Here is a 12,470-nt window from a genome sequence, read left to right as displayed (position 1 = left end):
ATAAAAAAAGTCCGCTATATGCGGACTTTTTAGTAAAAATAATTACTCTATCAATCGATACTTAGCGGGCAATTATTTTAGTGTCCTTCAGCAAATAAGTAATTCAACCAACCTTGCATTCGCAGTAACACTTTACGAATAATTGACACATGACTGAAATGTTCTGTGTATATCGCTGATTGTCCAGCAACACCAGCGGGTAATGTAGCAAGGAGTTCATTATCATCATTAAGTTCAATTAAGACCAGCGCGCGACCACGTTGAAAAAGTTGATTTGATGAACGTAGCGCACCACCGAATTGCAGCTCACCTTCAGCCATTGCAGGTAATACTTTCGCAACTCGCCCTTTAAGAACGACCCCAGGCATAGCATCTAAAATAATCTCTGCATCATCCCCTTCTTTAAGACGTAAAAGTGAATTTTGCCAGAATGCACCAGCAAAATACCTGTCTTCATCTGGAATAAATGTCATTGCTGGGCGCAATGGAATAGGTACAGCCATGACACCAGGACGTAATGCCATTTGCGTTACAATACCATCAACAGGCGCTCTTACTTCGGTACGATCTAAGTTAAACTGCGCTTCATCAAGCTCAGCCTGAACGACTGCGACATCGGTATTCACACCATCAATGTTTGATTCATACGCCAATCTATATCGAATTTCCTCAGCTTCAGCCGCTTTAAACTGTGCCTCAGCCGATAAGTATGTTTGTCTTTTATTGTCTAATTCAAGTTCTGAGAATGGCGAGTTTTTACCGCCTTTACGCTTACCTTCATCGTATCTCTCATAGGCAGATTTAGCTCTATCACGATTAGCTTCAGCTTGTGTAACACGCGCAATTGCGCTGTCCCATGATGCTTTAAGCTGCGGCACAGCTTGTTTTGCATCTTCTAATGCAGCTTGTTTTTGTTTTACCGCTGCAATAAATGGAGTTGGATCGATTTTAAATAGTAAGTCGCCTTTCTTAACAGGCACATTCGGTTTTACATTCACTTCAACGACCAAGCCACGAACTGCGGGGTTGATAGGAATAGAAACAAAATACTCTCTAGCAAATCGACTATATGGATGATTGTAATTCATCAAAATTAACAAGGTGCCAATAAGCACAATGCCACCTAATACCGCTGTTGGCACAGTCCATTTGTTTAATGGTATTTTGAATATTTTGAATATCGCAACACAAAAAGCGGTGTAGGTTAAAATCAGTAGCAGATCCATAATTACGCCTCTTGTTCTGGTTGTTGTGGTTTCTGACTTGGTTCAGCATTACCTTTTGCTTCAGGTGCGGCTGTTGAGGACTCTGGCGTCTCTATAGATGCAAGTCGTTGGTTTAGGTTCTCAACTTTCTCCATCAGTTCACGCACTTCTCCTTCGAGGATAAATTCACGTTTCTTACCATTACTAAAGCCCCAACCTCTATCTTCACGATATAAGGTTGCCCAAATCCATAAAAATGGCCAAATCGCATGCAAGGTAAATAAGCTCACCCAACCCGCGATATGCAACGCATCTTGTTGCGGGTGGTTACGCTTCTTGGCAATTTCATAGGGAATATCATGAATTGCAATCACACCATAAAAAATGACTAGAGCGACAAAAAAAAGTAGCCCTAACGCAAAATAATCCAAAAACATATAGCTCTCCTATCAACCCACCAACAAGAAAAATACCGAGTTTTCATTAGTGCTAAACCGTAAACTGTTTAACCTAAAATCTAAATTTGATAAATCGGTAATTCACCCAACATAAAACGCAACACAAGCACAACCTAAAGGTAACACAAGAATATCAATAAATATCTGTAAAAGACTGTTTATTCGCTAAAAAAATAACTCTTTTCTCGTGATCTTTTACACATTTATAGCCTTTGCTAATCAATCAATTTCGAATACAAGATAAAATCCTGATGCAATAACCCTACGAAGCTTCCTAGAAGGTAAAACAATGAACGCGAAGACCCCATTTGATTTTGGTACAGCTGGCACTGATGGCTCAATTAAAGCGATGCTGTTAGGTTGTGGTGAACTTGGCAAAGAAGTTGCCATTGAACTTCAACGATTTGGAATCGAAGTCATTGGTGTAGATCGCTACCCTAATGCGCCTGCAATGCAAGTTGCTCATCGTTTTCATGTGGTCAACATGCTTGATGAAGTTGCTTTAAAAAATGTGGTTGAACTAGAGAAGCCACACTTAGTTATCCCAGAGATTGAAGCGATTGCGACTCAAACCTTAGTTGAAATGGAAGCCTGTGGGATTAACATTATCCCAACAGCCAAAGCAACTCAGTTGACCATGGACAGAGAAGGTATTAGACGTCTTGCTGCTGAGACCTTATCAATCCCAACTTCACCTTATTTCTTTTGTGATACGCTCGCTGAGTTTAAAGCAGCAATTGTACAAATAGGCCTTCCTTGCGTTGTTAAACCTGTCATGAGTTCATCAGGCAAAGGTCAAAGCGTTATTAAAACTGAACAGCAAATAGAGCAAGCTTGGCAATATGCCCAAGAAGGAGGAAGAGCTGGCGGTGGACGCGTTATTGTAGAAGGTTTTATTGATTTTGATTATGAAATCACTCTGCTAACAATTAGTGCGATTAATGGCATTCATTATTGTGCTCCAATCGGTCATAGACAAGAAGATGGCGACTATCGTGAATCTTGGCAGCCACAAGCTATGTCAGCAATTGCGTTAGCTAAATCTCAAGAGATTGGTCAATTGGTTGTTAAAGCCTTAGGTGGATTTGGTTTATTTGGCGTAGAGCTATTCATTAAAGGCGATGAAGTCTATTTCTCTGAAGTTTCACCACGCCCACATGATACCGGGTTAGTGACGTTAATTAGCCAAGATACCTCTGAATTTGCATTGCATGTTCGAGCAATCTTGGGACTACCTATTACAGATATTAAGCAGCATGGCGCAAGTGCATCTGCGGTCATTCTTGCTGAAGGTCAATCATCAAACATTCGCTACCAAGGCGTGGCTAATGCCTTAAAAGAGGCCGACACTCAAGTTAAGTTGTTTGGTAAACCCGATATTGATGGCCGAAGAAGACTTGGTGTCGCGCTTGCTAGAGATAAAGATATTGAATCTTCAATCGCGAAAGCCAAACGTTCTGCTGCAGAAGTTAAAGTCATTTTTTAACTCGTTATTTAAAATAGAATGACTTAGTTGCGATACGAAAAGCCTAACATATGAGTGTTAGGCTTTTTATTTGAGACTGCAAGTTAACTGAATTTATGAGACATGCTAGTTAACAGTATTAATAGGTGTTCCCTTCAAAAACTGCTGCACATTATTCAGGGCAATATTCAATAGGTTCTGTCTAGCTTCTATCGTTGCCCAAGCAATATGTGGAGTAATGATAATATTATCGGCTGAAAGCAAAGGATTATCTTTGTCTGGTGGTTCTGTAGAGAGCACATCAACAGCAGCGAATAATTGTTGCTGAGATAATGCTTGAGCCAATGCTCCTTCATCAATTAATCCTCCCCGTGCAGTATTCACCAACAAAGCACCTTTTTTTAATAGCGATAAACTATCCGTATTAATCATCTTATCTGTCGCCTCATTAAGCGGGCAATGCAGTGAAATAATATCGGCTTGAGTAAGTAAGCTATCTAAAGGCTGCCAACTGATGTTATCGGCTAAACCTGTTTTCTCACGACTACTCGTAATGATGACCTTCATATTAAATGCTAGCGCTAATTTAGCCACTTGTTGGCCAATGTCACCAAAGCCTACAATCCCGATTGTTTTTCCTTTAAGCGACATTAACGGCGATAAAGTGAAACAAAAATCCCGAGACTGTGTCCATTGACCTTGTTTAACGGCATTGTCATGCAAAGACACTTGCTGACTGTGCTGCAAAATTAATGCAAAAACCATCTGGGCTACCGCATCAGGGCCGTACGCTGGGACATTAGTGACGACAACATTACGTGCACTCGCGGCTTTCACATCGACAACATTGGTGCCTGTTGCTGTCACACCAATGTATTTAAGCTTGCTACATTGCTGAAGAACAGCATCAGAGATAACCGCTTTATTAGTCAATACTATATCGGCTTGATGGCAACGAGGAACGATTTGATCAACTGTACTGTGCTCAAAAACGTCTACATCACCTAAGGCTGACAATTCTGACCAGCTAAGATCGCCAGGGTTTAATGTATAGCCATCAAGTACCACTATTTTCATGCGCAAAGACCTATTTAAAATTTAAACTCTAAACCGACATTGGCTTGTCCTTGCCACATCACATCTGCCGATATATTCCATATACATTCATCGGGGCCACAAAAAAATGTGTTATCAGAATTAACGAATGTCGCATAACCCCTTACATCAGCAAACAAGGCAACTTGAGGGGTAATCTCAAATGCAGCGCCACCACCAAACCCCATTGAGAAACGTGTTTCTGAAGAGTAGTTACCACTAGGGCGCATATGCGTCGCGCCCGCACTGACAGTCACATAAGGCTTAAACTTGCCTTTAGGGAAATATAAACTGCCGCCTAAATGGAAATAATCAACGTCTAGTTCATTGAAGACTTCATCAGTAAAGGCGCCATTTCTGATATCCGTCGCTTGAGTGCTGTATAAAAAGTAAATGTTGCCAGGATCTTTGGTGGTGGTACCAATCATCACGCCATAATGTTCAGCCTCAGTAATTTTTAACTTACCACTCTCATTAGTATTAGGATCTGAAATATCAAATTCACTACTACCGAAACTATAACCACCGAAAGGCGATACATAAATTTCAGCTTTAACAGGAAAAGTCATCGCGGCAGAACAGACAGTAGCAACAAAACTAGCAATAACAGTTTTTCTCATGTGTAACTCCATATACAACAATCAAGCTTTATCGAAATCGCTCGAACATTTCAATCCGAACGATTCTTTTTAGTTATAAGTTCTTTTAGCGCATCCCTCTGGACGTTTTTACTGTTTCATAAGCAGATTGAATATCTTGAGCTTTTGCTTTGGCTAGCTCCATCATTTCTTCAGGAAGTCCCTTGGCAACTAATTTATCTGGGTGATGTTCATTCATCAATTTCCGATAAGCCCGTTTAATCTCTTGATCACTTGAAGACTCTTGCTTGCCTAACAAGGAATAGGCGTCGTCAAGTTGCATTGTGTTGCCTTGCCCCGACTGATGATGGTGAAACTCAGCTTGCCAGCGATTTAATAACGCATCTAAATGAGCTTGTCCCAACCCTAACTCTTTGGCAACGGTAGATAAAATTTGCTTTTCTTTGCTGTGTAACTCGCCATCAGATAAGGCTGTTTGGATTTGAATTTCTAAAAACATCTGCAGAATTTCATTACGGCCTTGAGTCATTGTCCTAAATTCACGGAGCGTCTGCACCAAGTCGAAGTCAGCATCACGGCCTTTTCTGAATGCAGCTTGTGCATCTCGTCTGGCATCGCCAGTTAACTTCATTTGATCCATCAACATCGACGCTATGCGAATATCCACATCGGTTACATGACCAGATGCTTTGGCCACATGTCCCATTACAGTAAATGTGGTATTGAAAAACTGCGCTTGCCTTGCTTGACCTTTACGCAGCATGTCGGCGAAGCCAGCTCGCTTATCAAATAAATGGCCTAACCATAGTCCAATGAGGGCACCAAAAAATCTGCCAAACATAAAACCAATGATAACCCCAAAAAACTTACCCCAAATACGCATCAAACTTCCCGCTAAATAACACCGGCATATGTAAAGTGTGCCGGTTAAATGAATTAATGCTTTTCAACAACTTGCTAAAGGCTTTTTATAAGTCGCTAAAAACTTAAACTAACCAGCTAATGGCTCATTCATAAACCGCTAAAGGCTTTTAATAACCAACTAATGGCACATATATAAACCGCTAATGGCTCATCTATAAACCGCTAATGGCTTTCAATATACCGTGTCAGTTGCTCTAACCGCTCGACAGTGCCTACGTCACACCAATACGACGAGCTATGACTTCCGGCTACTTTATGTTGCGACATTTTCTGTCTTAATATCGGCCCTAAGGCTCTTTTACCCGGTGCGATATCTGCAAACATTTTCGGATGATAAATTCCCATACCGGAATACGTCAGCTTATTTTCAGTAGATTCAGCTAATTGATTATCAATAATAGCAAAATCTCCGTGTGGGTTGTGCTGTGGATTATCAACTAGCCATAAAAAAGCATCTAATGCTAAATTATTTTGCATAATCGTTTTAGCATGCTCTAAATCAGGTAATTCATCGATATAAATATCGCCATTGATCACCAGAAAAGGTTCTGTACCAAGCAAAGGCAAAGCGTGTTTTATTCCGCCAGCGGTTTCTAGTGCGGTATCTTCAGCGCTATATCGAATACTTAACCCCCAGTTACTGCCATCACCTAATAACTCTGGTAATTTATGCCCTAACCAAGCATGGTTAATGACAATGTCTTTAAAACCTGCCGCGGCCAGTTTTTCTAAGTGGTAGACAATTAATGCTTTCCCTGCAGCTTTAACCAAAGGTTTAGGTAACGAATCCGTTAGGGGTCTTAAGCGTTCACCACGACCGGCAGCCAAAATCATTGCTTTCATCGTTTATCCTTTATCACTCATTCTAGTTAAAACATGTTGCTCAACCCATTGACTAAATGGCATTAGCTTGGGATACAAGGCAGCTATTTCAACGATATAAGACAATGTGAGTGGAATATCTTTTAAGTAACCTGATTTAGCATCACGATGATTTAATCTGGCAAATATCCCTGCCGCTTTTATATGTCGCTGCAAACCCATCAAGTCAAACCAAGACTGATATTGCTCAAAGGTAACACTTTCACTAATTAATTGATTATTTTGGCATAATGTAAAGTGCTCATGCTTTAGCGTATCAATAACCTCTACAGGCCATTTTATATAACAGTCTCTCAGCAATGAAACGGCATCATAAGTCACAGGGCCGATAACAGCATCTTGAAAATCGATTAAAGCTAATGCTTTATCAACCACTAAAATATTTCGGCTATGGAAATCTCGATGCATGCCGAATGCAGGCTGCTCAAGCGCAGACACTGTCAATTCAGCAAATGCATTTTCAATTATCGATTTATCTTGTTCAGATAACGTTATACCTAAATGCTTAATCAACAACCACTCAACGAAAATATCCAATTCTCGCTTCACAAATGCTTGGTCATAGGTAGGAAGTGGGCCATTTTCTGTCTCAGTTACAGCGGCAACTTGAGGTAACAATGCCAACGCTTTTTGATAAAGCTGGGTCGCGGTTTCCTCATTTAATTGATTTAAAAGCTGCTCATCACCTAAATCTGACTGTAAAACAAAACCATTTTTATCATCTTGAGCAATTATTTCAGGGACTAACAGACCCGCTTTTTTATAAGCATCGGCCATTTGAATGAAAGGTAAAATAGGAACCAGCTCAATAGGTGAATCAGAGACGATATAAGAGTTTGCTAAATGTTGAACTCGAAAGTAACGACGAAAACTGGCATCTCCGCATATAAGTTCTACAGACACTTCTGTCTTGAAATATTGACTTAACCAGTTCGTTAATAAAATAAATCTTGTATCAGATAAACTCATCTCAATGGCTCTTATTGGAAAATTGCTTTATTATAGCCACATTACACTTGGAAACAGCTAAAGATAAATTGTTAGCTGCGGCTTTTTTTCGATTCATTTTGTCTAGACTAAGAATTCAAATCATTAATTAAAATGCAGATCCGCTACTTTCTGGCATTAAGCCTGTTACCTAACCTAGTCTTGGCACAAGAACCCTCTGACACAGAAGCGGTTGAGCTTCATTGTGTAATTAACCCTCCGGTTTCTAGCTCTATTGACGAACGTCAACAAGTCCCTAATTTATCAGCAGAAGATATTGTGATCATTTCAGATCGCTCCGAAGCTGCTATGGGAGATAAAGCCCATTTTTCTGGTAACGTTAGTTTCAGCCAAGGCGCTCGTCACATTAGTGCAGATGAAGCTATTTTGGACCAAAAAAATGAACAGCTAGACGCCAATGGCAACTTAATTTTTTCCGATGAAATGTTTACCGTTACGGCAGACTCTCTCAATGCTCAGATGCTTTCTAATAGCGCAACGTTAAAAGGTGCGCAGTATTGGTTACACGGCCAGCAGATTCATGGTGATGCCGAGCAACTAAAAGTAACAGAGCAAAATAACCTTGAATTAAAGAATACCAATTTTACCACTTGTCCTGTCGGAGATAATTCTTGGCTGTTAGAAGCAAAAGAGATCAAAATTGATAGCACTGAAGAGTGGGGAGAAATTTGGGAAGCTAAAATTCGAATTGCAGGTGTACCAGTTATGTATGTGCCTTACATGACTATCCCTGTTTCAGATAAACGTAAATCAGGCTTTTTATTCCCAGGTTTCAGTACCAGTACCACTAATGGTGTGGAAGTCAGTGTACCTTATTATTGGAATATTGCTCCTGAATACGATTTAACCTTTACCCCAACTTATATGTCGTCCCGTGGATTTTACTCCAAAACTGAATTCCGTTACTTGGCTGGTGAAGACCAAGATGGTCAATTCAACCTCGAATATTTAGCCAATGATGACAAACTCGACAATAGTCCTGACCGATACCTCTACCATTGGCGTCATCAAGGATCCATCAATGAAAACTGGCGGGTACAGGCAAACTTTACTGATGTTTCAGACAATAACTATTTCAATGATTTAAGTTCTGACGTCAATCGCTCGACCGATAATCAGCTGTCACGTGTTGGTGAAATCAATTACTTTGAAAAAGATTGGGATTTCGGTATGAAAGTCCAAGATATTAAAGTGCTCGGTGAAGATGAAGTCCCTTATCAGGTTATGCCGCAACTTAACTTTAATTATCAAACGAATAACTTTTGGGAAGGGTTAGACTTTAAATTCAATTCTGAGTTAACTAACTTCCAACACAAAGAAAATGAATACTCGACAGCGACTCGATTACACATGGAACCGAGTATTACACTACCAATTCAAGGGCCTGCAGGCTCACTAACCAGTGAAGTTAAACTACTGCAAACCCAATACTGGCAAAATAATATCGATGAAAGCAGTGAACTAGAAGACTCTGTTAACCGTACAATCCCGCAAGTTCGGCTTCACGGTCAAGTCAACTTCGAGCGTCAAACTCATTTATTCGATGCTGACTTTAAACAAACATTGGAGCCTCAATTTCAATACCTATATGTTGGTTATGAAGACCAAGATAACATCGGAATTTATGATTCTGCCCAACTGCAAGAAGATTATTTCGGTCTATTTAGGGATAGACGCTACTCAGGTTTAGATAGAGTTGCTGATGCAAACCAAATGACTCTAGGTGTGACAACTCGGTTGTTTGACGATGCAAATATTGAAAAATTTAAATTCAGTATTGGCCAAATCATCTTTTTCGAAAACAGCAAGATTAACTTCACGGATGAGAATATAGAAGCAGCCCCGTCGACTTCTGTATTAGCCGCAGAAATAGATGCCAATCTTTATGAAGATTGGTTTATCAGTGGTGCAGTTCAATTTGATACTGAAAACGGTGACACGAAAAAGAGTGAAGTAACCTTAGATTTTAGACCGAGTAATGATAAATTACTTCAATTCAGCTACCGCTATGTACCTGACTTATTGAATACTAATACTAATGACCGCGTTGATATCTCTCAAGTTGGTATGAGAACCTCTTGGCCAATCAATGATGATTTGTATTTTGTAGGTAATTTTTATTACGATATTAATGAATCTCGCAGTATCGAAACCTACACTGGCGTTCAGTATGAGTCATGCTGCTGGGCAATGCGCTTGAGTTACCATTACCGTATTAAAACCAATTATGATGATGATCTAAACCCAAGCCTTGATGCTAGAGAACAATTTGAGAGCGGCGTATACCTCAACTTTATTATTAAAGGTTTAGGTGGTTCTGGCCCTCTCGGTGTTGAAGATATGTTAGATGAAGGGTTATTTAACTATCGTAAACCACTTTACTTAAGCAATTAGCCATCATTTATGCATCATTTGTGATAGATTGCTGAACCTAGTGGAAAACAAATAGTCCTATTAAACGTTAACAACACTATTTTGGCGAACGTGCCAATAATAATTAAAAAATTTAAGTGCCAAGGATTCTGTGGATGAAACACTGTAAGAAAATGATTTTAGCTTTATTTACTCTGGCTGTTAGCCAAGTATCGATAGCCGCTCCCGTACCATTAGATAGCGTCGCCGTACAAATAAATGAAGGCATCATACTAGAAAGCGAAATCAGCCATATGGTCACTTCAGTAAAAGCCAATGCTGAAAAGGCAGGTCAAGGCTTACCTTCTGATAATGCCTTACGTACTCAGGTTATTGAGCGTTTAATACTGACTCATTTACAGTTACAAATGGCCGAGAGAATTGGTTTATCAATTGGTGATTTACAGCTTGATCAAACCATCGAAAACATTGCAAAAGAACAAAACCTCACTGTTAGTCAAATGCAGCAGCAAATTGAAAGTGAAGGGATGAGCTTTGGCCAGTACCGTGAGCAATTGCGTGAAGAAATCACTATTGGTGAAATTCAACGAATCCAAGTTCAGCGTCGTATCCAAGTTTCACCGCAAGAGATCAATAACTTAGTTAAAATGATCCAAGAGCAAGGCCTTAAAGATGTCGAGTTCCAAATCGGTCATATTTTGATTGAAGTGCCAAGCAACCCAACAAGTGAGCAACTTGAAGCTTCAAGCAAACGTGCCAACATCGTACTAGAACGTTTAAATGACGGCGAAGACTTCCGCAGCACAGCCATTGCATCATCTTCAGGCCCGAAAGCACTAGAAGGTGGCATTTGGGATTATATGAGCATTAACGAAATGCCGACGCTATTTGCTGAAGTCGTAACAGATGCCAAAAATGGCGATGTGATTGGCCCGATTAAAAGTGGTTCAGGTTTTCATATCATCAAAATCATGGATGCTCGCGGATTACAGACCCAAGAAATTAAAGAAGTACGCTCACGTCACATATTGTTGAAGCCTTCTCCAATCCTTTCAGAAGATCGCGCTAAAGCGATGTTAGAAAGCTTTTTATCGCAAATACGTTCTGGTGAAGCTGACTTTGCAGACCTTGCCCGCCAATATTCTGAAGATCCAGGTTCAGGGGCAAAAGGTGGTGAATTGGGTTGGGCTGAACCTTCTGTTTATGTGCCTGAATTTGCCCAAACACTGAACAGTCTAGAGATTTATGAAATCAGTGAACCATTCCGTACCACACATGGATGGCACATTGCCCAGCTAGAAGAAAAACGTACCACTGACGCAACGGAGCAGTTTAATAGTAACCGTGCTCACCAGTTAATCTATCGTCGTAAGTTTAACGAAGAACTACAAAACTGGTTAGATGAAATGCGTACAGATGCTTACATTGAAGTTTTTGAGCCAGAGAGTACGCGAGGTTAATCTAACTTAATGACACAAAGAATTGCGATTACGCCGGGTGAACCGGCGAGTATCGGCCCAGATATTGTTATTAAACTTGCTCAGCAGGCTTGGCCTGCTGAGTTAGTTGTTTGTGCAGATCCACAATTATTAACCAGCCGAGCTAAAATGCTTGGCTTACCACTGAGCTTACGTCCTTACCAGCCTACTCTTGATGCTAAACCTCAAGAGGCCGGCACATTGACGATAGCGCCTTTTACCCTTGCTGCTGATGTTGAATGTGGCAAGTTAAATGAATTAAACAGTGCTTATGTTGTAGATACCTTGCGTTACGCTGGTGAAAAAAACATGAGTAATGAGTTTGCCGCTGTGGTTACTGGCCCTGTTCATAAGGGAATCATTAACCAAGCGGGTATTCCATTCAGTGGCCATACCGAATTTTTTGCTCTTCAAGCTAATTGCCAAGATGTGGTCATGATGCTTGCAGCTCCAGGGCTGCAAGTGGCATTAATGACCACTCATATTCCATTAGCTTATGTTGCAAAAGCGATTACTCGCGAACGTTTACACCATATTATCCAAATTTTGCATAGCGAATTAGTGCAGAAATTTGGCATCACTTCACCAAAGATTTATGTATGTGGCTTAAACCCCCATGCAGGTGAAGATGGACACTTAGGTCGGGAAGAGATAGATATCATGATCCCTGCTCTTAATGAGCTGCGCGAGCAAGGTATTGATATTGTCGGGCCACTGCCTGCTGATACGCTATTCCAACCTAAATACTTACAAGAAGCAGATGTGGTTCTTGCTATGTATCACGACCAAGGACTCCCAGTACTTAAATCTTTAGGTTTTGGGAAATCGGTTAACATCACCTTAGGTCTTCCGTATATTAGAACCTCTGTCGATCACGGCACTGCATTAGAACTTGCAGGAAGCGGTGAAGCAGATTGCGGTAGTTTTACCTGTGCATTAAATAAAGCCATTGAATTGGCCTCAAAAGTAAGTAAATAAATTTC

Annotated in this window: 11 protein-coding genes; 4 read left to right on the top strand and 7 right to left on the bottom strand. The window is 40.4% G+C overall.

Annotated elements, in window-relative coordinates:
* Window positions 1–77: 77 nt before the first annotated feature.
* On the bottom strand, window positions 78–1,226 hold the full coding sequence (locus L2735_RS10130) for an HlyD family secretion protein (RefSeq protein ID WP_248984593.1): 1,149 nt from the start codon (window positions 1,224–1,226) through the stop codon (window positions 78–80).
* A 2-nt stretch (window positions 1,227–1,228) separates the two neighbouring features.
* Window positions 1,229–1,642 (bottom strand): DUF3302 domain-containing protein, encoded by a 414-nt coding sequence (locus L2735_RS10125; protein WP_248984592.1) that lies wholly within the window; start codon window positions 1,640–1,642, stop codon window positions 1,229–1,231.
* A gap of 310 nt (window positions 1,643–1,952) precedes the next feature.
* On the opposite strand from L2735_RS10125, the gene purT reads away from it, so the two are divergent.
* On the top strand, window positions 1,953–3,149 hold the full coding sequence (gene purT, locus L2735_RS10120) for a formate-dependent phosphoribosylglycinamide formyltransferase (RefSeq protein WP_248984591.1): 1,197 nt from the start codon (window positions 1,953–1,955) through the stop codon (window positions 3,147–3,149).
* Between the two features lie 105 nt (window positions 3,150–3,254).
* Here the strand turns inward: purT and L2735_RS10115 are convergent, their stop codons facing one another.
* The 5 genes from L2735_RS10115 to L2735_RS10095 all read right to left on the bottom strand — a co-directional run bounded on the left by L2735_RS10115 (window position 3,255) and on the right by L2735_RS10095 (window position 7,597).
* The gene (locus L2735_RS10115; RefSeq protein ID WP_248984590.1) at window positions 3,255–4,205 is read right to left on the bottom strand and encodes a D-2-hydroxyacid dehydrogenase; all 951 of its coding nucleotides are present in this window, start codon (window positions 4,203–4,205) and stop codon (window positions 3,255–3,257) included.
* Between the two features lie 14 nt (window positions 4,206–4,219).
* Entirely contained in the window at window positions 4,220–4,843 is a 624-nt protein-coding gene (locus tag L2735_RS10110) for an outer membrane beta-barrel protein (protein ID WP_283104604.1), read from the bottom strand.
* Window positions 4,844–4,928: 85 nt separating this feature from the next.
* The gene (gene djlA / locus L2735_RS10105; protein ID WP_248984589.1) at window positions 4,929–5,705 is read right to left on the bottom strand and encodes a co-chaperone DjlA; all 777 of its coding nucleotides are present in this window, start codon (window positions 5,703–5,705) and stop codon (window positions 4,929–4,931) included.
* A 203-nt stretch (window positions 5,706–5,908) separates the two neighbouring features.
* On the bottom strand, window positions 5,909–6,589 hold the full coding sequence (gene murU, locus L2735_RS10100) for an N-acetylmuramate alpha-1-phosphate uridylyltransferase MurU (RefSeq protein WP_248984588.1): 681 nt from the start codon (window positions 6,587–6,589) through the stop codon (window positions 5,909–5,911).
* Between the two features lie 3 nt (window positions 6,590–6,592).
* Window positions 6,593–7,597: an aminoglycoside phosphotransferase family protein gene (locus tag L2735_RS10095; RefSeq protein ID WP_248984587.1), complete on the bottom strand. Its 1,005-nt coding sequence runs from the start codon at window positions 7,595–7,597 to the stop codon at window positions 6,593–6,595.
* A 132-nt stretch (window positions 7,598–7,729) separates the two neighbouring features.
* Here L2735_RS10095 and lptD point away from each other — a divergent pair, with 132 nt between their 5' ends.
* From lptD to pdxA, 3 genes are all read left to right on the top strand, one after another.
* A complete protein-coding gene (lptD, locus tag L2735_RS10090) occupies window positions 7,730–10,030 on the top strand; it encodes an LPS assembly protein LptD (RefSeq protein WP_248984586.1) in 2,301 nt (766 codons plus the stop codon).
* 134 nt (window positions 10,031–10,164) lie between these two features.
* A complete protein-coding gene (surA, locus tag L2735_RS10085; protein ID WP_248984585.1) occupies window positions 10,165–11,469 on the top strand; it encodes a peptidylprolyl isomerase SurA in 1,305 nt (434 codons plus the stop codon).
* Between the two features lie 9 nt (window positions 11,470–11,478).
* Window positions 11,479–12,465, top strand: coding sequence for a 4-hydroxythreonine-4-phosphate dehydrogenase PdxA (pdxA, locus tag L2735_RS10080; protein ID WP_248984584.1), 987 nt, complete (start codon window positions 11,479–11,481; stop codon window positions 12,463–12,465).
* Window positions 12,466–12,470 lie beyond the last annotated feature (5 nt).

Source organism: Shewanella olleyana (genome assembly GCF_023283825.1).
GTDB lineage: Bacteria > Pseudomonadota > Gammaproteobacteria > Enterobacterales > Shewanellaceae > Shewanella > Shewanella olleyana.
Note: the sequence above shows the minus strand (reverse complement) of the source record. Positions and strands in the feature narration are given on the sequence as shown.